This window comes from Aquimarina spongiae (assembly GCF_900141785.1).
Lineage (GTDB): Bacteria > Bacteroidota > Bacteroidia > Flavobacteriales > Flavobacteriaceae > Aquimarina > Aquimarina spongiae.
This window is the reverse complement of record NZ_FQYP01000010.1, coordinates 20,824-46,266: the sequence shown is the minus strand read 5'-3', so window position 1 is coordinate 46,266 and position 25,443 is coordinate 20,824. Positions and strand designations below refer to the sequence as shown.

22 protein-coding genes are annotated in these 25,443 nt (G+C 36.3%); 11 read left to right on the top strand and 11 right to left on the bottom strand.

The genetic code is table 11. The features are described from left to right. Positions 1 to 29 precede the first annotated feature (29 nt). Both BUE24_RS20315 and BUE24_RS20310 read right to left on the bottom strand, forming a co-directional pair. Positions 30 to 1,454: a CCA tRNA nucleotidyltransferase gene (locus BUE24_RS20315; protein ID WP_073320406.1), complete on the bottom strand. Its 1,425-nt coding sequence runs from the start codon at positions 1,452 to 1,454 to the stop codon at positions 30 to 32. An 8-nt stretch (positions 1,455 to 1,462) separates the two neighbouring features. Next, the gene (locus BUE24_RS20310; RefSeq protein ID WP_073320403.1) at positions 1,463 to 2,032 is read right to left on the bottom strand and encodes an L-threonylcarbamoyladenylate synthase; all 570 of its coding nucleotides are present in this window, start codon (positions 2,030 to 2,032) and stop codon (positions 1,463 to 1,465) included. Between the two features lie 70 nt (positions 2,033 to 2,102). Between BUE24_RS20310 and BUE24_RS20305 the strand changes: the two genes are divergently transcribed. Beyond that, the gene (locus tag BUE24_RS20305; RefSeq protein WP_073320400.1) at positions 2,103 to 3,206 is read left to right on the top strand and encodes a glycosyltransferase; all 1,104 of its coding nucleotides are present in this window, start codon (positions 2,103 to 2,105) and stop codon (positions 3,204 to 3,206) included. Position 3,207: 1 nt separating this feature from the next. Here BUE24_RS20305 and BUE24_RS20300 read toward each other — a convergent pair whose 3' ends face one another. Next, the gene (locus BUE24_RS20300; protein ID WP_073320397.1) at positions 3,208 to 4,002 is read right to left on the bottom strand and encodes a glycosyltransferase family 2 protein; all 795 of its coding nucleotides are present in this window, start codon (positions 4,000 to 4,002) and stop codon (positions 3,208 to 3,210) included. 102 nt (positions 4,003 to 4,104) lie between these two features. Between BUE24_RS20300 and BUE24_RS20295 the strand changes: the two genes are divergently transcribed. Next, positions 4,105 to 4,902 carry a lipopolysaccharide kinase InaA family protein gene (locus BUE24_RS20295; RefSeq protein ID WP_073320394.1) on the top strand — a complete coding sequence of 266 codons (798 nt, stop codon included), beginning with the start codon at positions 4,105 to 4,107 and terminating at the stop codon, positions 4,900 to 4,902. Here BUE24_RS20295 and BUE24_RS20290 read toward each other — a convergent pair. From BUE24_RS20290 to BUE24_RS20280, 3 genes are all read right to left on the bottom strand, one after another. After that, the gene (locus tag BUE24_RS20290) at positions 4,877 to 5,644 is read right to left on the bottom strand and encodes a glycosyltransferase family 2 protein (protein ID WP_073320391.1); all 768 of its coding nucleotides are present in this window, start codon (positions 5,642 to 5,644) and stop codon (positions 4,877 to 4,879) included. The genes BUE24_RS20295 and BUE24_RS20290 overlap by 26 nt on opposite strands. 102 nt (positions 5,645 to 5,746) lie before the next feature. Then, entirely contained in the window at positions 5,747 to 6,826 is a 1,080-nt protein-coding gene (locus BUE24_RS20285) for a glycosyltransferase family 9 protein (RefSeq protein ID WP_073320388.1), read from the bottom strand. A gap of 69 nt (positions 6,827 to 6,895) precedes the next feature. Further along, positions 6,896 to 7,711, bottom strand: a complete 816-nt coding sequence (locus BUE24_RS20280; RefSeq protein ID WP_073320385.1) for a 2,3,4,5-tetrahydropyridine-2,6-dicarboxylate N-succinyltransferase — start codon at positions 7,709 to 7,711, stop codon at positions 6,896 to 6,898. A 122-nt stretch (positions 7,712 to 7,833) separates the two neighbouring features. Between BUE24_RS20280 and ruvX the strand changes: the two genes are divergently transcribed. The 9 genes from ruvX to mazG all read left to right on the top strand — a co-directional run bounded on the left by ruvX (position 7,834) and on the right by mazG (position 17,156). Next, on the top strand, positions 7,834 to 8,244 hold the full coding sequence (gene ruvX, locus BUE24_RS20275; RefSeq protein WP_073320382.1) for a Holliday junction resolvase RuvX: 411 nt from the start codon (positions 7,834 to 7,836) through the stop codon (positions 8,242 to 8,244). A 22-nt stretch (positions 8,245 to 8,266) separates the two neighbouring features. Further along, positions 8,267 to 8,857, top strand: a complete 591-nt coding sequence (def, locus tag BUE24_RS20270; protein WP_073320379.1) for a peptide deformylase — start codon at positions 8,267 to 8,269, stop codon at positions 8,855 to 8,857. 75 nt (positions 8,858 to 8,932) lie between these two features. Next, a complete protein-coding gene (locus tag BUE24_RS20265; protein ID WP_073320376.1) occupies positions 8,933 to 9,355 on the top strand; it encodes a DUF5606 family protein in 423 nt (140 codons plus the stop codon). A 201-nt stretch (positions 9,356 to 9,556) separates the two neighbouring features. Continuing rightward, positions 9,557 to 11,197: a CTP synthase gene (locus BUE24_RS20260; protein ID WP_073320373.1), complete on the top strand. Its 1,641-nt coding sequence runs from the start codon at positions 9,557 to 9,559 to the stop codon at positions 11,195 to 11,197. A gap of 98 nt (positions 11,198 to 11,295) precedes the next feature. Next, complete coding sequence (gene yidC, locus BUE24_RS20255) at positions 11,296 to 13,194, top strand: membrane protein insertase YidC (RefSeq protein WP_073320370.1); 1,899 nt, start codon at positions 11,296 to 11,298, stop codon at positions 13,192 to 13,194. Between the two features lie 144 nt (positions 13,195 to 13,338). Then, the gene (locus BUE24_RS20250) at positions 13,339 to 14,022 is read left to right on the top strand and encodes a toxin-antitoxin system YwqK family antitoxin (protein ID WP_073320367.1); all 684 of its coding nucleotides are present in this window, start codon (positions 13,339 to 13,341) and stop codon (positions 14,020 to 14,022) included. Between the two features lie 140 nt (positions 14,023 to 14,162). Further along, a complete protein-coding gene (gene mnmA / locus BUE24_RS20245) occupies positions 14,163 to 15,350 on the top strand; it encodes a tRNA 2-thiouridine(34) synthase MnmA (protein ID WP_073320364.1) in 1,188 nt (395 codons plus the stop codon). A gap of 79 nt (positions 15,351 to 15,429) precedes the next feature. Beyond that, on the top strand, positions 15,430 to 16,374 hold the full coding sequence (locus BUE24_RS20240) for an NAD(P)H-dependent flavin oxidoreductase (RefSeq protein WP_073320361.1): 945 nt from the start codon (positions 15,430 to 15,432) through the stop codon (positions 16,372 to 16,374). An 8-nt stretch (positions 16,375 to 16,382) separates the two neighbouring features. Further along, positions 16,383 to 17,156, top strand: a complete 774-nt coding sequence (gene mazG / locus BUE24_RS20235) for a nucleoside triphosphate pyrophosphohydrolase (protein WP_073320358.1) — start codon at positions 16,383 to 16,385, stop codon at positions 17,154 to 17,156. A gap of 89 nt (positions 17,157 to 17,245) precedes the next feature. Here the strand turns inward: mazG and BUE24_RS20230 are convergent, their stop codons facing one another. The 5 genes from BUE24_RS20230 to BUE24_RS20210 form a co-directional block, all read right to left on the bottom strand. Further along, the gene (locus tag BUE24_RS20230; protein WP_073320355.1) at positions 17,246 to 20,683 is read right to left on the bottom strand and encodes a starch-binding protein; all 3,438 of its coding nucleotides are present in this window, start codon (positions 20,681 to 20,683) and stop codon (positions 17,246 to 17,248) included. 206 nt (positions 20,684 to 20,889) lie between these two features. Then, a complete protein-coding gene (locus BUE24_RS20225; protein WP_073320352.1) occupies positions 20,890 to 21,516 on the bottom strand; it encodes a class I SAM-dependent methyltransferase in 627 nt (208 codons plus the stop codon). Between the two features lies 1 nt (position 21,517). After that, positions 21,518 to 23,551, bottom strand: coding sequence for a DUF349 domain-containing protein (locus BUE24_RS20220; RefSeq protein ID WP_084549635.1), 2,034 nt, complete (start codon positions 23,549 to 23,551; stop codon positions 21,518 to 21,520). A 135-nt stretch (positions 23,552 to 23,686) separates the two neighbouring features. Next, complete coding sequence (locus tag BUE24_RS20215; RefSeq protein WP_073320347.1) at positions 23,687 to 24,418, bottom strand: shikimate dehydrogenase family protein; 732 nt, start codon at positions 24,416 to 24,418, stop codon at positions 23,687 to 23,689. Beyond that, on the bottom strand, positions 24,415 to 25,440 hold the full coding sequence (locus BUE24_RS20210) for a DUF368 domain-containing protein (RefSeq protein WP_073320344.1): 1,026 nt from the start codon (positions 25,438 to 25,440) through the stop codon (positions 24,415 to 24,417). Before BUE24_RS20210 ends, BUE24_RS20215 begins: the two co-directional genes overlap by 4 nt. Positions 25,441 to 25,443: the final 3 nt, after the last annotated feature.

Here is a 25,443-nt window from a genome sequence, read left to right as displayed (position 1 = left end):
TGCGACTCCTTTTTTATGTACAACCGATTCTAGTTGCTTTCTAATCCTAGTTCTTCACCTTTTCTAAGCATAAACTGATAAGCAGCTTCATGTTCATTGGGGATTTCACCTTCCAGAATAGCTTCTTTGATAGCTTCTTTTATGATACCAATTTCTCGAGAGGGTTTGATGTTAAAAGTTTTCATGATCTCTTCTCCTGTAACCGGAGGTTGAAAATTTCTAACATGATCTCGTTCTTCGACTTCCACCATTTTTTGTCGAACAATTTTGAAATTATTGTGGTATTTTTTAAATCGCTTTGGATTCTTGGTAGTGATGTCTGCTTCGCAAAGTGTCATTAACTCTTCAATATGGTCTCCTGCATCAAAAACTAGTCTTCTTACCGCAGAGTCAGTGACATCTGAGGCAATAACGATAGGTCTTGAACTCATCAACACCATCTTTTGAACGAATTTCATTTTTTCATTCAAAGGCATTTTCAATCTTTTAAAAAGCTTAAATACCATTTTGGACCCAACAAATTCGTGTCCATGAAATGTCCAACCTACTTTTTTGCTGAACTTTTTAGTAGGAGCTTTTCCGATATCGTGTAACAAAGCTGCCCATCGTAACCAAAGGTCATCGGTATTTTCGGCGATGTTGTCTACTACTTCCAGTGTGTGAAAGAAATTATCTTTATGTCGTTGTCCCTCGATTTCATCAATACCTTTTAACGCAATCAATTCGGGTAAAATGTATTGCAAAAGCCCTGTCTTTTCAAGTAATTTAAACCCTACAGAAGGACGATCACTTAATAAAATCTTATTGATTTCTTCAACGATGCGTTCTTTGGTAATTATTTTGATTCGTTCCTTATTTCTTGTAATGGCATCTAGCGATTGCTCTTCTATTTTGAAATGTAATTGAGAAGCGAAACGAATTGCCCTCATCATTCGTAAAGGGTCATCAGAATAAGTGATGTCAGGATCCAAAGGCGTACGAATGATTTTGGAACTTAGATCTTCAATCCCATTAAAAGGATCAAGAAGCTCCCCGTACTGGTCTTTGGAAAGTGAAATAGCCAGCGCATTAATGGTAAAGTCTCGACGATTTTGATCATCTTCTAGAGTACCATTTTCCACTATTGGATTTCGACTATGGGCTGCATAAGATTCCTTGCGGGCACCAACAAATTCTACCTCTAGATCCTCTGTTTTGAGCATTGCCGTACCATAGGTTTTAAAAACCTGTACTTTGGGTTGATTGGGTAAAAGTCGAGATACTTCCTGAGCTAATTGTATACCGCTTCCTACGGCAACAATATCAATATCCTTTGGATTACCTCTTTTGAGGATATAGTCTCTTACAAATCCACCAATTACATAACAGTCGAGTTCAAGATTCCCCGCAGCTTGAGCTATGGTCTTAAAAATGGGGTTTTGTAAGGCTTGATTAAACGTTTTATCTTCAGACATGAATCAATTTACTTCCTGATAATTTTTACAGTACTGTCGTTTCCGATTTTAATAATCGAAGAAGGTTTTACTCCCTTTTTTTGTAAGGGCAAATTTACGACATAGTCTACGCCTTCCAAAATCGCTTTGTCAATTTCTTTAAAGTTTTTTGGAGTAGGAGATCCACTAAGATTAGCAGAGGTAGATACAATAGGTCTTTTGAATTTACGGATCAGCTTTCCACAAAAAGGATCTCTTGCTACGCGAATAGCCAATGTGTTGTCTTGGGCGATGAGGTTTTCTGCAACGCGAAGCGGTCGGTCATAAATAATTGTGGTGGGTTTTACAGCATGTTTTAAGATGTCATAAGCCACCTCAGGTACTTCTTCTACATATTGTTGTAGCATTTTAAAGTCACTTACCAAACAGATCATAGATTTGCTTTCTGCTCGTTTTTTGAGCGCAAAGATTTTATCGATAGCGTCGGCATTTGTTGCGTCACAACCGATACCCCAAACAGTATCTGTTGGGTAGAGAATAATGCCTCCTTTTTTTAAAACTGAAATTGTATTACTGATTTCTATATTTTGATCCGCCATGGGTTAATTTTTTATTTTTTGGATGCCTCAAAATTACTATATATTTGTCAATGTATCCGTATCTTAATTTATGAAGGTTTTACATATATCTGGAGCCCGTAGTTGGGGAGGCAATGAACAACAACTTATATACTTAATTCAGGAGTTGAAAAAATATAATGTTGTTCAATCTTTATTTTGTTATGAGAGCACACCTCTTTTTGAAATTGTGCAAAACTTAGATATCCAAGTAATTGCCATCCCATATATAAAACCTCATAAAAAGGGGTACAGGGAATCACTAAAAAAAACAGTAGTAGCCCATAGTTTTGATCTTTTGCATTTGCATACAAGTGACTCTGTTACAGGTTACGTGTTGACAGACCTTTTGAAGGGGTTAAAAACAAAAACAGTTTTTTCTAAGAAGGGAGTAAGTCGAAAAGTAAGTTTTTTGAGTAAACAGAAGTATAATTATAGGAATATTGATAAGATATTATGTGTTTCCAAAGTGGTTTATGAGCACTTTAGAGAAGTGTTGTATGTGAAAAATCATTCAAAACTTTGCGTGGTGTATGATGGAGTTCAGGTTGAGGATGGGAGTATAGAGGTGGAATCTAATATCAGAGAAGAACTAAATTTGCCAGAAGAGATTAAAGTTATCGGTAATATTGCAAATCATACCAAGGCGAAAGATCTTAAAACACTGATTAAAACTTTAGATGTTTTAGTTAACAAGAAACATCAAAAAGATATACATCTTGTGCAAATGGGAGAATTTTCAAAACGTACTCAAGAACTTAAAGATATGGTGTTAGCATTGGGGCTCGAAAAGTATATTACATTTGTCGGTTTTAGAAAAAAAGCGTCCTCTTTTTTACCTCAGTTTGATATATATTTAATGACTTCAGAAAGAGAAGGTGGGCCTACTACGGTTCTAGAGGCATTTTATAAAAAAGTAGCCGTTGTTTCTACCAGGGTAGGTGTAGTAGGCGAGGCAATTACCGATGGAGAAAATGGTTTTGTGACCTCTATAGGAGATTATGCATCTTTAGCTGACAAAATTGAGGTGTTGATTAAAGATCATGAGCTAAAAAGCACCTTTGCAGAGCGCTCTTTTCAGAATTTTCTAAATCTATATACTACCGAGAAACTAGGCGCCGAAACCTTTAAAGTATACCGTGAAGTCTTAAATTAATTTAAAGGTACTGATCTACGCCTTTTTCTATATAGGTAATTTTCTTATTTGTAGTTTCGTCCTCTATAACCTGATTAAGATGAATATGACTTTTGTCTTGCTCTTTGTGATAAATATGATATACAAGACCTTTGAACTTTAATCTTCTACCCTTTATTCCCATATTGATTAACCGTTGAATCATCTCACTATCATCAATTCCCCAGCCAGTAAGAGCCTCATTAAAACCATTAACTTTCAAGAAATCAGAACGCCAAAAAGACATGTTACAACCCCGTAATTTTGATGATCTCTTGTCTTCGGTTTTATATAAATTAGCCAAAAATGGGATTCTAATAGTTCTTCCTCTTTTTTTGATTCCTTTGGAAAAGAAATTAAATTTTGTCTGTTTTGTTTTAAAAAGTGTATTCAAATAATTTTCTTGAATATTGACCCGACTACCATACAAAAAAGTACCTTGTTGAGCCAAGGATAGATGATCCTTCACAAAATCTTTATGCATAATAATATCTCCATCAATTTCAATGATGTATTCATATTTGGCACTCGCTATTGCCTTATTCATGATAGCAGGTTTTCTGTTTTTTTTATCTTCATGCCAAATATGATGCAATGGAACTGGAAAGTCGTTTTGCATTTTTTTGATAAGAGCAGTAGTGTCATTTTTGGAACCATCGTCGGCAATAATTACTTCATCTGGGAGGTGGGTTTGATTTTTTATACTTAAAAGTAATAACTCCAAAGCTTCTGGCCAATTATAAGTAGGGGTTACCAAAGAACATTTAGGATATGTCATAGTTGAAGAATTATTTGTTTTGCAAAGTAACATAATTCTATTGAAGGATTTTTTAAAACAAGCACTTGTTTTAAAAAAACTTAAATACCTACCTTTGTCTGTATGTTAAGTAAATTCATCATTCACCCTTCATACAGATCTTTAGAGTCTGCAGTAAAAGGTGTTATTCTTAATTTTGAAAATTACACGGAAGTTCTTGGAGCGGCAGAACGTAACGTAATTAAAATTGTCGAAATTGAAGATAAAAAGCATACAATAAAATCGTTTAAAATTCCCAATATTTTTAATCAGATTGCTTATAGGTTTTTGAGAAAATCTAAGGCTGAACGATCTTATGAATATGCTACTAAATTGCTGGACTTAGGGATTAATACTCCTTTTCCGGTAGCTTATGAAATACAGACGACTCCCTTGTTGTTTAAAAGAAGCTACTACATTAGTGAGTTGGTGGATTGTGAACTTACCTACAGAGAGTTGACTACAGATTTTGATATAGAAAATCATGAAGAGATATTAAGAGCTTTTACTAGATTTACCTATCAACTCCATGTAAATGGAGTCAACTTTTTGGATCATTCTCCGGGAAATACCCTAATAAAAAGTAATGAGAACGGATATGATTTCTTTTTAGTGGACCTAAATCGTATGGAGTTTGGTAAGATGGATTTTGAAACTAGGGTAAAGAACTTTGCTAAATTGACTATTCATAAGTTTATGGTAGAGATTATGAGTAATGAATATGCAAAATGTACAGGAGAAGATGAAAAAGAGATATTCGATTTGATGTGGGAGTCCACACGTGAATTTCAACATCGATATTATCGTAAAATAAGAATGAAAAAAAGAATTTTCTTTTGGAAGAAAAAGTACAAAACTATGGTTTCTGATTCTCCGATTTGATAATTTCTCGCAGTTTAATATATTTTAAAAATGTAAGATTAGCCGTTTGAGCACAGATAATAAATCCGTTTACGCCATCTAGGAATCCTAACCTTAAGAAATACGCTTTAAAAAATGCCCAAGTAGGATTAAAGAGAATGTTCCATAAGGTCGCTTTTTTTCCTAACTCATAGTAGGATCGTGCAGAAATAGAAGAAAACTTTTCAATTTGTAAGTTATGAGCACTGTAAGTAGGATAGTTCCAGTGCAAAATATCACCTTTTAATTTTCCGCTAGCTTTATTGTTGTATAGTTTAAACTTTTCATGAATTCTATTTCCTGTCCATTCTCCCTTACCTCTTATAAATGCTCTTAGTTTTTTATCTGGATACCAATCAGAATGGTTGATCCATTGTCCACAATAGTTATTGAATCGATTCATGTAATAACCATCCTTGGTCCAATTCGATTTCAGAGCTAAGATTGATTCTTGAAGTTCGGGCGAAAGTGCTTCGTCACCATCCAAAGAAATGATATGATCATAAGTAGCTTGTGCAACAGCAAAGTTCTTTTGGTCTTTATATCCTAAGAATTCTTGTTTTATAAAGGTCGCACCATAACTAAGACAAATCTCTTCGGTGCGATCTGTAGAGAAAGAATCTACCACGATAATTTCGTCTACAACATTTTTAAGTGATGCTAGACAAGCCTCGATTTTTCTTTCCTCATTAAAGGTGATGATGACTCCAGAGAGTTTTATCATAGTTGATGTTCTGTGTGTTAAATTTGGTCTTTAAAAATAACTAAATTATACTGTTGTTCCCAGCTATTACTGGAAAGATCAAAATTTGATTTCTGTTTTTTGCTAACTGAATTCGTCATTGTTGAAAAGTTGGACTAAATAATTTTTCAGCTTCGGTATGATAGATTCAGAAGAAAAATGTTGATACAATTCTATAGCTCTGTCTTTAAGAGCTTTGTTTGGTGGTTGGGTGAACAAATCAGGTCTGACATCTACAAGGTGTATCGAGTCATGTTCAACACCATCCTCAAACATATTCCAGTCTTTCTTTACGATCCAAGGCGAAAAAATAGTGAAGGTTGGGACATCAAGTGCTTTAGCCATGTTTACAGCGCCTCCTTCATTTCCAATCAGAGCATTACAATGAAATAATATAGCAATAAAACCTCGTAAACTTTTCGCATATACATTAAAATGAATACGTTGTTGTGTTCTCGGTAATGTGAGATCATATATAGCTTTAGCCTCTTTTTCCTGACTAGGGATATAGTTAAAAAGAATATTTGCTTCTGTGATCCCCGCAACTTCATCTATTATTTTGGCCATGTATTTTGGCGGTAGTGTTTTTCTTTCTTCACTACCCAAAACACTGATCATGATCAAGGGGTCATTACAATTGATACCATTAGAAGCCAAAAATTCTTTGGCAGTTGCTATTTCTTCCTTGTCAAGAAAGATTTTAGGTTTCAGTATTTCAGAAGCTATCCGATGTTCTGGAATAATCAATCGTAATCTGTTTTCGATTGCAGTGCTAGCATTGGTAAGCGGTTCGGATTTTCTATGTATAACTTGTGTGTACAAAAGTTGTGTGTACCACTTGTAAAAGGAGATTCTCTCTGGTGCCCCAGAAAATAAAGCAATCAGATTACTTTCTAATTTGCCGAATGCATCGATGACCATGTCATATTTTTCTTTTCGAATCTGTTTCAAAAAGCGATAGAGTGCTTTTTTGCTATCTCTGTATTCTTGTTTGAATTCAATAATGTTATCAAAAAAAGGGTTATTCTTGATAACTGGTTTGGCATTAGAATAGACCAAGTAGTCAACAATACTATCAGGATACTCTTTTTTAAGGCTCTCACAAATTACAGTGCTTGTGAGAACATCACCTATCATTTTCTGTTGAACAACAAGAATTTTCATATATGATTGATCAAAATAGTTGAGCCTGTCTAACCAGAGACAAGCTCAATTTTTTATAGAGCTAACTTCTTATACCGCAACATCATATTCGCGAAGTGCATCATTTAGAGAAGTTTTCTTATCGGTACTTTCTTTACGTTTTCCAATAATTAATGCGCAAGGTACATTATATTCTCCAGCTGCAAATTTTTTAGTGTAGCTTCCCGGGATTACTACTGATCCAGAAGGAACTACACCTTTGCGCTCTACAGGAGTATCACCAGTAACGTCAATAATTTTGGTAGAGGCTGTTAGTACTACATTGGCACCAAGTACGGCTTCTTTTTCAACTCGAACTCCTTCTACAACTATACAACGAGACCCGATAAATGCATTGTCTTCAATAATAACGGGAGCGGCTTGTAAAGGTTCTAATACCCCTCCGATACCAACACCTCCACTAAGGTGAACATTTTTTCCAATTTGAGCACAACTTCCTACCGTTGCCCAGGTGTCTACCATAGTGCCTTCGTCAACATAAGCTCCAATGTTTACATAACTAGGCATCAAGATGGTTCCTGGTGAGATATAAGCTCCGTGGCGAGCAACAGCATTAGGAACTACACGAATGCCTTTCGATTCATACCCTTTTTTAAGAGGTATTTTGTCATGATATTCAAAAATTCCAGCCTCAAGCGTTTCCATTTTTTGAATAGGGAAATATAAAACAACTCCTTTTTTTACCCATTCATTTACTTGCCAACCTCCTTCGATAGGCTCGGCTACTCTTAGCTCTCCTGCATCTAGTAAATTAACAACTTGCCTTATGGCATCTTGGGTGGCAGCTTCTTTTAGAAGCTCTCTGTTATCCCATGCTTTTTCTATAGTTTCTTTTAGTTGGTTCATCGATCAAAAATTTTGGTAAATATAACAGCTTATATCGAAAAAAATACGGATAAACCATATTTTAGGAAACCATTAATAAATAAGGACTTTTTATAATAAAATCATACTTTTGCAAAAAAAAAATGGCAAGGATATTAGCAATTGATTATGGAGCAAAACGATGTGGGATTGCGGTAACCGACGAATCTCAGATCATCGCTTCTGGACTTACCACAGTAGATACAAAAGATTTGCTGTCTTGGTTAGAAGAGTATATGGGAGATGAAGAAGTAGAGCTTTTTGTGGTAGGAGAACCTAAAAGACTACATGGAGAACCATCTGAGAGTGAAAAGTTAATTACTCCTTTCTTGAAGAAGCTTAATCAGAAATTTTCGGATATCCCGGTTAAAAGAATTGATGAACGTTTTACTTCAAAAATTGCTTTTAACACTATGATCGAAAGTGGAATATCCAAAAAGAAACGAAGAAACAAGGCTCTGGTAGATCAAATCAGTGCAACGATTATACTACAGGATTATTTGTATAATCGATAATTATAACATTAACAAGAATCATATGATTTACCCAATTGTAGCGTACGGAGATCCAGTATTGAAGAAAAAGGCAAAAGAGATTGATAAAGATTATCCGGAGCTTGATAAGCTTATTGAAAATATGTTTGAGACCATGTATAATGCACATGGAGTGGGGTTGGCAGCTCCTCAGATTGGACTGCCGATCAGAATATTTATTGTCGATGCCGAGCCATTTTCGGAAGATGAAGAATTGTCTGAAGAAGAAGCAAAACAGTTAAAAAATTTCAAAAAGGTGTTTATTAACGCGACCATTTTGGAAGAAAAAGATGATGAATGGGCATTTACAGAAGGTTGTTTAAGTATTCCTGATATACGCGAAGATGTATTTCGCAACGAGACAATTGTGATCAAATATTTTGATGAGAATTTTAAAGAGCATACCGAGACTTATGGAGGATTGGCAGCAAGAGTGATTCAACACGAATATGATCATATCGAAGGGATTTTGTTTACGGATAAACTATCCAGCCTAAAAAAGCGTTTGATTAAAGGAAAATTATCAAATATATCTAAAGGAAAAGTAAATGCTGATTACCGCATGCGTTTTCCTCTAGCAAAAAAAGGAAGATAACTAATTTTTATACTTGGTAATGTTTGATTTTTTAAAACGAACTACAGATATTTGCCAACTTTGAAGATAAAATTTATGGGTTTAGATAAAATATTAGCAATTTCAGGGAAACCAGGATTGTACGAATTAAAAGCACAAACAAGAACTGGTTTTTTGGCAGAATCTTTACTAGACGGGAAAAGACTGTCGGTGAGCATCAGACATAATGTTAGCGTGCTAAGTGAAATTGCGATTTACACATTTACTGAAGAAGTGCCACTACGCGAAATTTTTCTGAAGATTCAGGAAAAAGAAAGCGGAGAGCAAGCGATCAGTCATAAGGAGTCCAAAAACAAGTTAGAAGCATATTTTTCTGAGGTATTGCCAGACTATGATGAAGATAGGGTATATGTAAGCGATATGAAGAAAGTAATACAATGGTACAATATCCTCCAATCTAAAGGGATAACGGACTTCTCTGAGGCCGAGGAAGATAAAGCTACTACAGAAGAAGAGTAACTGAAAAGCGAAATAATTATAGACATTTAAGTCCCGTTGAAAAACGGGATTTATTTTTTGCAATTACTTTTTTCTTTTTTTGGGTTGTTAATGGATTATGAATAAGTTCCTAAATATTGCTCCATTTTCGATGTAGCTTTTCGGGACTTCTTTGTATTTTTGCGCAAAATTTTAGGCACAACAAATAAATTTTTAGTTTACATGGCTAATACCAAATATGTTTTCGTAACCGGGGGTGTTTCCTCTTCTTTAGGAAAAGGAATCATTGCCGCCTCATTGGCAAAATTACTTCAAGCAAGAGGTTACAGGGTTACTATACAAAAATTAGATCCTTATATTAATGTGGATCCAGGAACCCTTAACCCTTACGAACATGGAGAATGCTATGTAACCGACGATGGCGCCGAAACAGATCTTGATTTAGGACACTATGAGCGTTTTTTAAATAGAGCTACCTCGCAAGCTAATAATGTGACTACTGGTAGAATTTATCAAAGCGTAATTGAGAAAGAACGCAGAGGAGAGTTTTTAGGAAAAACGGTACAGGTCGTTCCTCATATTACCAATGAGATTAAAGAAAGAATTCAGATTTTAGGAAAAAGTGGAGATTACGATATTGTAATTACCGAAATAGGAGGTACCGTAGGTGATATTGAGTCCCTACCTTATATCGAAGCAGTGCGTCAGTTAAAATGGGAATTGGGAGATACCAACGCCATTGTTATTCACTTAACCTTAATACCATATTTATCAGCAGCTGGGGAGTTGAAAACCAAACCTACCCAACATAGCGTAAAAACCTTAATGGAAAGTGGTATAAAAGCAGACGTTTTGGTTTGCCGTACAGAGCACGAATTATCAGATGATCTTAGAAGAAAATTAGCACTGTTTTGTAATGTAAAACAAGAAGCGGTAATTCAATCTATAGATGCTTCAACTATTTATGATGTTCCTAATCTAATGCTAGAGGAGGGATTGGATTCTGTAGTGCTTAAACAATTGGTTTTACGAGAAGACAATACGCCTGATCTGGAAAATTGGAATAAGTTTTTAGCACGACATAAAAATCCAAAGTGTGAAATCACCATCGGATTAATTGGTAAGTATGTAGAATTGCAGGATTCTTATAAGTCGATTCTAGAAGCCTTTATTCATGCAGGAGCAGAAAATGAAGTAAAGGTCAATGTAGAAAGTATACATTCGGAATATATAGATGATGCTACTATCAAAGAAAAGATAGCACATTTGGATGGTATTTTGGTAGCTCCAGGTTTTGGAGAACGTGGTACCGAAGGTAAAATCAAAGCCGTGCAATTTGCCAGAGAAAATGGGTTACCATTTTTTGGAATCTGTTTGGGAATGCAAATGGCAGTAATCGAATATTCTAGAAATGTATTAGGGTTGAAGAGTGCTAGCTCTTCAGAGGTAGATGAGAACACAGAACACCCGGTTATCGACTTGATGGAGGAGCAGAAAAGTATTACCGATATGGGAGGAACCATGCGTTTAGGAGCTTGGGATTGTGAATTAATGGAAGATAGTAAGGTTTTTGAAGCCTATGGAGAAACGGCTATCAAAGAACGTCACCGTCATCGTTATGAATACAATAATAATTACAAAGAGCAACTGGAAAATGCTGGGTTAAAAACTACTGGAATAAATCCTAAAACTGGTCTTGTAGAGATTATAGAAATACCTGATCACCCTTGGTTTGTGGGAGTGCAGTATCATCCCGAATATAAAAGTACAGTGGCTAATCCACACCCACTTTTTATCGCTTTTGTAAAAGCAGCTGTGGCATACTCCAAAAGTGGTAAAAGTGCCAAAGTGTCACAGGGTTAGGAATTGGCGAGGTAATTGACAATAAAAAGTAATATAAAATTGTAAAGTCAGTCCTTTTCTGTTTTTTTTCAGCATAAAGGGAGTTATACATATCATACATGGAAGAAAAGAAATTTGACCTTAATTCGATTATTGGATTTGCACTTATTTTTGGAATCATCATTTGGATGTTTTATCTAAATCAACCGACTCCAGAAGAAATTGAGGCAGAAAAAGCAAAACAAGAGCAAGTTGAGGCACAGCAACAACAAACACCAAATAAAACCACCGATTTTGTTACTCAGAGCGAAGCTATCACCGTGAATCCTCAGGATTCGGTAGCTTTGGAACAAGCAAAAGGACAATTAGGAGCTTTTGCATATTCTGCAAGCCTTCCTTCGGCAAAAGATCATAGTACTACGGTCGAAAATGATGTATTACTACTTAAAGTGAATAATAGAGGTGGATATATTTCTGAAGCATTGCTGAAAAACTTCAAAACTTACGATTCAGTTCCTGTATATTTAATCAAAGATGGTAAGAATGCTTCTTTTAATCTTAATTTTGGGACTACTGATAATAGAATCTTAAATACAAAAGATCTGTTTTTTGAGCCAACGGTAACCAAAAATGGGGACAATACCGTATTATCTATGAGGCTTAAAGTATCGGATTCAAAGTATTTAGAATATAGATATGAGCTTAAGCCTAATGAGTATATGGTTGATTTCACGATCAGATCTCAAGGGTTGCAACAAGTTTTCAATAGTAGCCAAACCATCAACATGGATTGGAAACTACAAGGAATGCGTCATGCCAAAAGTGCTGCGTATGAGAATAGATATACCGAAATCGTATACGAATATGATGGAGATAAAGACGATTATTTAGGTCAGGGAGAATTTACAGATGACGAAGAAGAGAATGTGTCTTGGGTGGCCTTTAAACAACATTTCTTCACTTCAATTTTGCTTACAGACACTCCATTTAAGAACGCTTCTTTTACCTCAAAAAATATTGCCAATGCTAGTGATTTGGCAGATAAAGAGATTACAGTGACCAAAGAGTTTTCTGCTACAATGCCGCTAGAGCTTCAAGGAGGAGAACTAAATTATGCCATGGATTGGTACTATGGACCTACCGATTATAGAATCCTGAATGATTACAAAAGGAATCTTGATGAGGTAGTACCTCTTGGATGGGGAATCTTTGGGGTGATTAACAAGTATTTATTTATTCCATTTTTTGACATTTTAAGAAGTTTCTTGGCTCCAGGCTTAGCTATTATCGCTTTAACGATTATCGTACGTATTCTTCTTTCTCCGGTGACCTACAAATCGTATTTGTCTCAAGCTAAAATGAAGGTGCTACGTCCGGAGATAACCGAGATTAACGAAAAACATAAAGATAATGCCATGAAAAAGCAACAGGAGACTATGGCGTTATACAGTAAAGCAGGGGTGAATCCTATGAGTGGTTGTTTACCGGCTTTAATGCAAATTCCTGTGTTCTATGCCTTATTCAACTTCTTCCCTAGTGCTTTTGAATTAAGACAAAAGAGCTTTTTGTGGGCAGATGATTTATCGAGTTACGATACGATAGCGAATTTACCTTTTGAAATTCCGTTCTACGGAGATCATATTAGTTTATTCCCAATATTGGCTTCGATAGCGATCTTTATTTATATGATGATGACTACTGGGCAAACCATGCAAACGCAACAACCGGGGATGCCTAATATGAAATTCATCATGTATTTGTCTCCACTGATGATGTTATTTTTCTTTAATAATTATGCAAGTGGATTATCACTATACTATTTTGTTTCAAACTTGATTACAATAGGGATTATGTTGGTGATCAAAAATGTAATTATCGATGAAGATAAAATACATGCCAAAATCCAGGAGAATAAGAAGAAACCTAAGAAACAGGGTAGGTTCCAGAAGAAGATGAAAGAATTGATGGAGCAGGCAGAAGAACAAAAAAAACAACAGCAAAAAGCTAAGAAGAAGTAGTTTCTTACCGATCATAATATAGAAAGCTCCTTTTTTTGAGGAGCTTTTTTATATTTTGAAATATTTTATACTTTTAAAAAATGAAAGATTGGTATACTTTTTGGAAATTACATTCGTTGAAATAAAGTCCCAAATGAGTTAGTTATGCGAAATGCGTTTTTATTTTGTATTTGTGCTTTTGTTGGTATTGCTGTAAGCGGACAGGAATATAATCAGTTCGATGCCGATGGAAAAAGGCATGGAAAGTGGCGAAAGCGATACGACAATAGTGATCAGATCCGTTACGAAGGTACCTTTGAACATGGTAAAGAAATAGGGGAGTTCAAATTCTACAAACCTTCAGGAGGAAATAAACCAACGGCGATAAAGACATTTTCTAAAGATAATGATACCGTTTTGGTTAAGTACTATAGCCAAAAAGGAAAGGTCATTAGTGAAGGAAACATGGTGTTAAAAGATCGTGTAGGGTTATGGAAATATTATCATAACGGATCCGATAAAATCATGATGTCCGAAGAATACAAAGCAGGGAAATTACATGGAGAACAACTTACCTATTTCACCAATGGTAAGCTCACCGAAAAAACAACTTATACCCTCGGGAAACGAAATGGTAAACGATTAATTTATTCTGAAAAGGGATTAATGCTTAAAGAGTTTACTTACGAAAATGATCAATTACATGGGTTGACCAAATATTATGATACTGATGGTAACTTGATTATCGAGGGAAATTATAAAAGAGATCGTAAAGATGGGATCTGGAAATATTATACCGACGGGAAATTGACGGAACAGAAAAAGTTTCCACTACAAAACGGAGGTTGATTTCTAGTATTGATTTATAATATACACCTATAGATAAAACCAAAAAGTGATACTTCCGTATTGCTTTTTTTATTTAGTATTTTTGCAGTATAAAAAGTTAACAAATCGATTTTATAGCATAAAATCAAAGAGTTTTTTAAATGAAGAGAGTAATTGTAGGCCTTTCGGGAGGAGTTGATTCCAGTGTAGCGGCGTATTTGCTTAAAGAGCAAGGATACGAGGTGATTGGTCTGTTTATGAAAAACTGGCACGATGATTCTGTGACTATCTCCGACGAGTGCCCTTGGCTAGATGATAGTAATGATGCATTATTAGTGGCAGAGAAACTAGGAATTCCTTTCCAAACAGTAGATCTAAGTGAACAGTATAAGGAAAGGATTGTGGATTACATGTTTAACGAATACGAGAGAGGGCGTACGCCTAATCCGGATGTTTTATGTAATCGAGAGATTAAGTTTGATGTTTTCTTAAAGATAGCCCTATCTCTTGGTGCCGATTATGTGGCAACAGGTCATTATTGTCGCAAAGAAACCATCCTACAAGATGGGAAAGAAGTTCATCGCTTAATGGCTGGAAAAGATCCTAATAAGGATCAATCTTATTTTTTATGTCAGTTGTCTCAAGAGCAGTTGTCCAAAACATTGTTTCCTGTAGGAGAATTATTAAAGCCCGAAGTACGAGAAATTGCAGCTGCACAGGATTTAGTAACAGCAGAGAAAAAAGATTCACAAGGGTTGTGTTTTATTGGTAAGGTACGTTTGCCAGAGTTTCTTCAACAGAAACTACAACCTAAGCAAGGGGATATCATAGAAATTTCTTCAGAAGAAGATAAGTATGTACAAACCATACCTCAATTCAATTCCAAAGTAGAAGAGTTAGAGTTTTTGTCCACCAAGTATAAATACGAAACTACTGAAGGAAAGGTGGTAGGAAAGCATCAAGGAGCCCATTACTTTACCAAAGGACAACGTAAAGGGTTAGCAGTTGGAGGTACACCAGAACCACTTTTTGTAATTGAAACCGATGTAGCTACTAATGTGATTTATACGGGGCAGGGAAAAGATCATCCTGGGTTGTACAGAAAAGCATTGTTTGTCTCAAACGAAGAATTGCATTGGGTGCGAGAAGATCTTTCATTGGAAGTAGATGAGGAGATGGAAGTAATGGCACGTATCCGTTACAGACAGCCTTTAGAGAAAGCTCGATTATATCAAGTGGATTCAGGAATGTATGTGGTTTTTGAAAACCCTCAAAGTGCTATCACAGAAGGACAGTTTGTAGCCTGGTACCTCGAAGACGAGTTAGTAGGTTCTGGAGTGATTTCGTAATCACAGTTCATAAAAAATCATAAAGCTATATGAGACCCCAAAGGATTTAAATACCTTTGGGGTTTTTAAATATTAATGTATGAATACCATCAAATCACTATTTAATATTGAATATCCAATAGTACAAGGCGGAATGATCTGGGCGAGCGGATGGAGACTGGCTAGTGCAGTGAGTAATGCTGGAGGATTAGGACTTATTGGGGCAGGGTCAATGTACCCAAACGTTTTAAGAGAACACATCCAAAAATGCAAAGAAGCTACGAGCAAACCTTTTGGAGTAAATGTTCCGATGTTGTATCCCAATCTTGAAGAAATTATACAGATCATTATAGAAGAAGGGGTGAAGATTGTATTTACTTCTGCCGGAAACCCAAAAACATACACCAAGCATCTTAAGGATCAGGGGATCACTGTGGTTCATGTGGTGAGTAGCCTTAAATTTGCCCTAAAAGCTCAGGATGCCGGAGTAGATGCTATTGTGGCCGAAGGCTTCGAAGCTGGAGGTCATAATGGTAGAGATGAAACTACCACATTGGCTTTAATCCCAATGGTAAAAGAAAAAATACATATTCCTCTAATTGCTGCTGGGGGTATTGCCACTGGAGCTGCAATGTATGCGGTTATGGCTTTGGGGGCTAATGGAGTACAAGTAGGAAGTCGTTTTGTTGCTAGTGATGAAGCTTCTTCTCATATGGATTTCAAAAAAATGGTGGTAGATGCCAAAGAAGGAGATACACAGCTTACATTAAAGGAATTGGCACCCGTGCGAATGCTTAAGAATAAGTTTTATCAAGATGTTGCCGAGTTGTATACCCAAGGCCCTTCTGTAGAAGACTTAAAAAACTTATTGGGTAGAGCCAGAGCAAAGCGTGGTATGTTCGAGGGAGATCTTGAAGAAGGAGAGCTCGAAATAGGACAAGTTTCTGGATTGATACATGATATCAAACCTGCTGCAGAGATTATTCAGGATATGATATCTGAATTCAAGAATACCAAAAACAAAATGGATCAACTCGCTATCTAAGAACTCTTATGAACTCTAGAAAGGACCAATTACAGGCATTTGATAGGTTATTAACCATAATGGATGAACTTAGGGAGCAATGCCCCTGGGATAAAAAACAAACGTTACAATCATTGCGACATCTTACGATAGAAGAAACGTATGAGCTAGGGGATGCTATACTGGATAATGATCTTGAAGAAGTAAAAAAAGAGCTAGGTGATCTGTTACTCCATATTGTTTTTTATGCAAAAATAGGAAGCGAAACACAAGATTTTGATATTGCGGATGTTGCCAATGAAATTTGTGAAAAATTGATCAACAGACATCCTCATATTTATGGTGATGTGGAAGTGATTGATGAAGAGGATGTGAAACGAAATTGGGAAAACTTGAAGCTCAAAGAAGGAAAAAAGAGCGTGCTAGAGGGGGTGCCGAAATCATTACCAGCAGTAGTAAAAGCAAGTAGGATTCAAGATAAAGTTGCGGGGGTAGGATTTGATTGGGAAGAACCGCATCAGGTGTTTGATAAGTTGAAAGAAGAGTTAGAAGAACTGCAGCATGAAATAAAAGTTGGAGATGCCGAAAAAATGGAATCAGAATTTGGAGACGTAATGTTTTCTATGGTCAATTACGCCAGGTTTTTGAATGTTAATCCTGAGGATGCACTAGAACGCACAAACAAAAAATTCATAAAACGATTCCAATATCTTGAGCAAAAAGCTAAAGAACTCAATAAAAGCCTTAAGGATATGACATTATCAGAAATGGACGTGTATTGGGAGGAAGCCAAGAAATTATAAATTTATATAGACTACAAATAAAATAGTTCCCCATCGATATCATATAGTAACGATGGGGAACTTCATATATAAAGGGGGCATGTTAAGGATTACGGTTTGAAAATCTTTTTGATTTGTGTACGACCATCGATGGTAATCTTACAAAGGTAAATTCCAGAAGAACGTATTTGATTACTTCCCAAATCAATACTATGTTTACCTTGTTTTACTACTGCATCGAAAATTACTTCTGAAGCACCATACAAATTAATAAGCTCTATAGTGATTGCACTTTTTTCGGTTTTGGTGTACCATGATAGCGTTGAGTTAGCGGTAACAGGATTAGGACTGATATTGAAGGTGTTGGTTAAAAGACCAGTTTCATCTGTTTTGGTAGTACTAGGTTTTGTATCATGCCAAACACCATTATAATACCATCCATCTGTACAACGATTAAGATCTCCTGTTTGCGAGGAACCACTATTGCTGAATATGATATTTGCACAGTTGGTATTCGCAAATGTGTATTTGTACCATCCTTCAGTATCTTCTATCATAGCCTCTCCCGGCCAGGAAGTAGTAAGTGCAGATGGCGTAGTATTCCAGTAATAAATAGATGGATTACTAAAAGTATCCGATTTAAAATATACAGTCAGATCACTACCTGCTTCTTCGGGATTAGAGTCATACCATACACCATTAAAATACCAACCGTTTCCGCATCGATTTTGATCAGTGGTTTGATTACTTCCGTTATCGCTAAAAATCAAATTGGTACAACTTACATTGGCTAAGGTATAACTAAACCAACCGTTCCCAATATCTTGCATCGATTCTCCCGGCCAGCTTGTAGAAATATCTACCGGACTGGTATTCCAAAAGTATATTTCGGGAGTATTAAGATTGCCTTTATAGTAGATGGTCATACCACCTGAACTTGGCTGAAAGGTAAAAGTATTTTCAACTACAGAAGACGATAGACCTTCGCTATCGTATGCAATTGCTTTTAAGGTGGTATTTTGATCCAGTGTAATGGTAGACGAGTATACATTGGAAGAAGTAGAAGGTTCGTCACCGTTGGTGGTGTAATAAATAGTAACACCACTAGGATTGTTGTCACTTGCGGTAAGCGTTATGGTCACATTTTCGCCTTCAACAAAAGATCCTCCTTCTGGGGACATGGCCAAAGTAGGAGGAGTATTTGTATTCCCGCCAGGTTGGGTGTCGTACCATGTTCCGTTATCATACCAACCGTCTCTATCTCTAGAAAGATCTGGGGTTTTATTACTGGCGTTATCACTAAACAACAGATTAGTACTATTGACACCTTCAAAAATGTATTCATACCATTCCGAATTGCCTACTTGTGTCATTACAGGCCCTGGCCAGTTACTAGGAGGGAGTACATCGGGAGATTCGTTCCAATAATGCACATTTACTTGCGACCAACTCGCAGGTTTTTTAAAATAAATATGAAGACCTTCTATAGGGCCAATCGTATAGTTTTTGGTAATAATATCGGATGCAGTACCGTTGGTGTCAAATACGACTGCCTTAATGGTTGTAGATTCTGTTATAGTAAAGCGTCCTGTATATCGTGTGCTAGACGCATTCGGATTGCTCCCATCGGTAGTGTAAAAGATATCATAAGGCCCTCCGGCTCCACCAAACCCTTCCATAGAGATCTCTATGGGATCCTCAGAACGACTTGTGTTTGGATTCACTACTGCTATTGGATTCGAGGGGCCATTAACGCAATTCTCAAAAAAACCACCGCCACAACTTCCTATTAATCCCGGACCATTGAGCACATATATCCCGGCAGATCCCGAGGTAACCGAAAAATTTAGCGTTCCGTTAGAAGAGGCAATTTCACGACCTGTCACGGCATCTCTATAGATTCCGTTTGTCATTCCTGAAATTGAAAAAGAAGCACCTCCGTCTTTTGCAAGTCCGACAGCGACTTCACTATTTTGATATACTCTTCTGTAGGCTACAGCATTTCCCGGGGCATCTTTCCAGCTCCATGCTCCTTTTTGCAACGCGGGAACTGCTTTACGGATGGCATTTAGCTTTTTGATATGTTGGTATATGGTATGGCTAGAGGCCTGATCAATAACATCTCCATAGTAGGCTCTACCCGTTTCATTAATAGATCTTTGTATCCCCGAAGCATCATGAATATCTGCAAATTCTCCTGCTTTAAAACGCATTTCGGTGCCATAATATACCGATGGAATACCTCTCCAGGTGAACATAAAATTCATACAAGCGGCTAGGTTTTCATCACTACCCCCATACCGTCTATTCCAATCATTATTAGGTCCAAAATCATGATTGTCTAGCCAGGTAACTAATGTCGAAGGGTCACTATAAAGATGGTCATATCTAGCTGCTGCTTTTACAGTAGAGAAGGATTGACCTTCTTCAAAAGTACCATGAAAAGTGGCTTCTCCATAAAAATCAAGAACAGCCATATCAAGAGGTGCAGAGTTGTTTACGACTCCTCTCCAGGTATAATAATGTGGGTTGATCTCCTCAACGGGATGTAACTCATGTCTTTTTTGCGCGACTTCTCCGAAAATGAAGAGATCTGGGTTGATTGCTTTAAAAGCGTCATAGAAATAGATGACATCCTCTCTACTCATGTGTTTTATAGTATCCCATCGAAATGCGTCTACTCCCATATTGATAAAAGTTGCGTAGGCATTTACGAGATAGTCTCGAACCGCTTGACTACCTGTGTTTAAATCGGGCGTATCACCTGCCAATGCCCTGTTATATAGATTTTCTATATCATCAAATCCTTGTGCAAAACCATTTCCTGAATGGTGGTACCAATCAGGATCAGAAGTGTCTACATAGTTTTCTTTACTAGGGAAATTAAATGCTGCTAGATTTTGGTTATACGGTGGAGGCATTTTGGCCAGATTGGCTCTACTCCATATCAATCCATCTTCTGGATTAGGGGTTAGTCCATCATATTCCCAATTGGGATTATCTGGAGCATACCAGCTTGCATCGGGATCTGTATTGTATTTAATTTCCGCCACATCTTTGATTCCAAACCTTCCTGCATGGTTGGTAACAACATCCAAAACGATTTTCATATCCCTGGCATGGATCTCATTGATTAAATCCTGAAAAGTGGCACCGGGAGATTCTAATCTGGGATCTACTTTGGTAAAATCCCAGGCGTGATAGCCATGATAATCCAGGGGACTACGGTTATGAACGATAGGAGTAATCCAAATAGCGGTAAAACCAAGATCTTTTATATAATCTAGTTTTTGAATCAACCCTTTGAAATCTCCTCGCCAGGTCACATCGTTGGGATCTGTGATTGAAGGATTAATTGTAGGGTCGGGATTGTACGAAGACCATTCGGTAGGAGCATTGTTACTTTGATCCCCGTCAAAAAAACGGGTGGTCATCAAAAAGTAAATGGTTTCTTCTCTGAAATCTGTTTGTCCTTGCGTAATAAGTGGAACAAAATAAACCGTGCAACAACTAAGTATAGCTGTCGCTTTGAGTAATAACTTTTTCATTAGTGTTGTTCTTGTGTTGATTGTGTGTAAAAAAATTAACCATATAATTGTGAATTACATAATTAATCTTATCAATAAATATTGATTTAGCAATTTAGGTAAAATCTTAGGGCTGTTAGAATGGCCATGTATGCGAAAACGTTTTCGTGTTGATAAATCACAGAAACTTCATGTTTTTTTACATGTATAAAAAAATAAAAGAAGTGCTATTTTTTTAAATAGAAATATGTTTTAAGAATCTTTAACTTCTGATAATCAAAGTGTTCGTTGATCCATTGTGCTGTTTTTTCAGAATAAAAAAACACGTGAGTAGCGTCATTTTTATACCACCAGGATTCGAAATTTATAGAGGACGAATAGAGATTGGTTTTGCAGAATAAAATTCCTCCTGGCTTTAGTAGGGAATACAACAGTGCAAATTCCTTTGATGGTTGATAAAAGTGCTCTATAACCTCACAGGAAACGATATAATCATAGATGTGTTCTAAAGCGTTGGTGTTTGGATCAAAAAAAGGATCATAAGTTTCGATGTTATATCCTTTCTTTTTTAGAAGTGATGTAATTACTGAATTTGTTCCTGAGCCAAAATCTAGTCCTAAATCATCTGCCTCAAAATTATTCAAAACAGCATCGACAAGCGGAGATACAAAGTTCTGATACCCTTCGTCATTGACATCGTTTTGATGCAATTGATAACGCTCTTTTTCTTTTTCTTCGGATAATAAGAAAGAGGGATCCAGAAAAATACCATCGCATACTGTACAGCGATAGTATATTCTTTGGTGTGTTTCAGAAAAAGGTTGACTTTGTGATTGACAAAGCGGACAGTGCATGCTACAATTGTTTGATCTTTTTCAATTTAGCTTTCCACACTTCTAAGTTTTCACGATGCTTTGCAATGTTTTTCTGTACTTCCTGAACCAGAGGGTTGTCGTCTTTTGCGTTTTTAAAGAATTGAAGATTATTCTCCAGCTGTCGTATTTCACCATTTACATCATCAATTTTCTTACGAATAAAGTTTTGCTCATTACGTAGCGCTCTATCATCACTTTGATTAGATAAAGAATTAAGTTTGTTTTCGTATTTGATAAGCTCGGTTTCGGTACGTGTTAAGTTTAGCTGTGCAAAAAGTCCGTCTAATATTTTATTGTATTCGGATTCTATGTTCTTGTGTTTGTATGGTACTCTACCCAGTGTTTTCCACTGTGCAATATTGTCTTTTATGGATTGTAAGTCTGCTTCAGGATCTCCAACAAGTTTAATCGAAGAGATAGCTTCAATATGTGCTTGCTTCTTTTCTAGAGCGACCAGTTCTTCCTTGTTAGCTTCATTTCGCTCGGCATGCAAACGATCAAAATAAGCATTACAAGCATCTTTAAAGCGTTTCCATATGCGATCACTATCTTTTCGCGGCACATGACCTATTTTTTTCCAATCCGCTTGAATTTTTTTCATCAACGGAGTCGTGGTACTCAGGTCTTCATTATCCTTATTGTCTTCCGCAATTTTGATCAGTTCCATCTTTTTATTTAGATTTTCGAACTGCTCTTTTTTCAGGCTCTTATAAAAGGCATTTTTGTTTCGGTTAAACTCTCTTACCGCAGTTTTAAATTCGCTCCAAGTTTGTTCGTTAACCGCAGATGGAACTTTTCCTGCCTTGAAAAATTCTTCCCTTAAAGCTTCAATCTCTTTTATCTTTTGTTGCCATCCACTATGATTCCTTGGGTGATCAGAACCTACCGCAATGATTTTTTGGATAATTTCTTGTTTCTTTTCAAGGTTTACTTCATATACCTTATCTAGCTCCTTAAAGTATTGCTGACGATTTTCATGAATTTGTTTGGTAAGGCCACTAAACTTCTCCCAGATCGGTTCTCTGTATTCTTTACCTACTGGACCAAGATCTTCTTTCCACATTTTGTGAAGTAGCTGTAATTCTCTAAAAGCTCTATTCACATCAGTTTCTTGAGCCAATTCTGTAGCTCTTTCAATGATTTTTAGTTTTTGCTCAAGATTATGTTTAAAATCAAGGTCTCTGAACTCTCGGTTCAAATGCAGAAAATCATAAAAGTTTTCGGTATGATGATGATAGGTATTCCATACTGTATTGTATTTATCTCGAGGTATGGGTCCTGCATTACGCCATCTTTCCTGAATACTTTTGAAATGATTGTAGGTTGTATTTATATTTTCATCTACATTCAGGAGTCCTTTGAGCTCCTCGATTAGATCTAATCTTCGATTAAGATTTTCCTGGAGATCTCTTTTTAAGTTTTGGTAATACGCATTGCGTTTTTCTTTATAATCAAAATAAACAGAGTTGAATTCTTTTTTCTCCGGAGTAGAGTAGTAGAAGTCTATAATATCACCTCCATCAGCAAGAAACTCTTCCTTTTTTTGTTCTACTTCTTCGTTAAATTTTGCGCTAAACTCATTTCTGATTTCTTCAACATGTTCTTTGATAGCTTGCACTTTTTCATTTTTTACCAAAAAACGTAACTCTTTAATGAGCTCTTCTTTGCTCATTGCATGGTAATCTTTCTTTTCGATGTCGTGACTTTCAAGAGTGCTTTCGTCTTCGCTGTGTTCTGCTACGGCTTCGTCCATTTGATTCTGGACATGGTCTTCTTTTTCAACACTGGTTTCAGATGTTGTTTCTTGAGCAGATGTTTCTTCGGTACTTTCGTTTTCTGTATTCGAGGTAGGATCAGTTATTTCAGGTTCAGTATTTTCAGGGACTTCGGTTTCTGATGTTGTCACCTGATCTTCTTGATCTTGATGTACTGGATCTTCAATCTTTGTTTCAAGAATATCTATCTTATTTTCTTTATCTCCATCTGCTTTAGGCAGGTTATCCTGTGTTGACATTGTGCGAACGTTTTTGTTTGTCTGAGCTTAAACATCACTAAGATACTAACATATTAGGTAACCTCAAAGGGATTGAGGGTGTTTTAGGAATAACCAAATGTATATGAAGTAAGAATTTTAAGACAAAATCAGGTTTTACAGGCTGTTCCAAATCTCCCAAGCTTTTTGCGCCTGAAATATTAACATTTGCAGCCCATTCGCGGTTTGTGCACCTTTTTCTTTTCCTTTTTTTAGGAATACCGTTTCGCTGGGATTGTAAATAAGGTCAAACAAAACGTGATCCTTTGTTATATATTCGTAAGGAATGTTTGGGTAATTGTCAACATTAGGATGTGTGCCCAAAGGGGTGCAATTAACGATGAGTTTAAACTCCCGAATGATGTCTTCATCAAGTTGATTATAACTCATTTCGTTAAAATCGGGATTTCTTGAGACAAATGTGTAAGAAATATCCAACTGACTCAAGGAATATGCTATGGCTTTTGAAGCTCCTCCGGTTCCGAGAATTAATGCTTTTTTGATATTGCTATGAAGGAGAGGTTTTAGGGATTCGGTAAATCCATAATAATCGCTGTTATATCCTATCAGTTTATCGTTGTCAAATCTAATCACATTTACTGCTCCAATGTTTTTTGCCACTGGATCAAGTTCATCCAGATAAGATATCACATCTTCCTTATACGGTATGGTTACATTTAAGCCCGAAATATTGGAAGAGGTAAGAACATCCTTTAAATCTTCAATTTGTTTGAGATCAAAGTTTTGATAGGAGCAATCCAGATGTTCTTTTTCGAATTTTTCAGAAAAAAAGCCTCTTGAGAATGAATACCCGATATCCCTACCTAACAGTCCGTATATTTTTGTCATTTTGAAGTTTTGATCGTTTTTTTACCATACCATTCTAGCCAAAGTACTATTCCTATACCCACCAGAATATAGACTAAGGCGATATATGTTTGTAAAGAAGTTACATCAGGGAAAAAGCGGTCGTAGTTGTCCAAAATAGGATTTCCCTGGGCATCCAATAAAGTATTACCTAAAGTATCTGCTTTGTAAATTTTATTTTTCCATGGCCAAACTACACCGAGGGAACCCGTGATAAATCCAATAATCACTGCAAAAGTAGCAGTCTTATAACGTTTCAATACGTATCCAAGGAAATGTGACCAGGTTACTAATCCCATCAGAGAACCAAGGCTAAATACCACCAAAACTTTTAATAGCCTCATTCTTTTTGCGTTTTCGATAAAAGAAAGATCCCATCGAACAAGATCAGCTATAGTGTCGTATAAGGCATTGACAGAGTCTACCAGAAGTAATACATAATTCCCTAAAAGGATTAAAATAAAAGAACCCGATAAACCGGGTAATGTCATTCCGGATACACCTATGATCCCACAAATAAAAACAAAAATAAGGTTGTCATTTTCTTTGGCGGGATCCAAAAGACTAATAGCCACTCCAACAATGGTTCCTAAGGTAATTAAAAGGATGTTTCGCCTACTCCAATCATCAAAATCTTTTACAATATAGTAGATGGAGCCTATGATCATTCCAAAAAAACAAGCCCATACATAAAGTTCGTAATGAATGATTAAGTAATCCAGAATTTTGGAGACACTAAAATAACTAATCAACATCCCCAGAATTAATAATCCCAGAAATCGTCCGTTGATATATCTCCAAAAGCTTTTGAACCTAAAGTTGGTAAAAAGTTTAAATGCCTTAAAGTTTATTTTTTGCAGCGAATAGATAAATTCTTCATAAAAACCAGCTACAAACGCTACCACCCCACCAGAAACTCCAGGTACCTTATTAGCCGCTCCCATAGCTAAGCCCTTTATAATAAGGAATATCCTATCTGTAATCGTTCTGGTGCTTTGTTGCATATA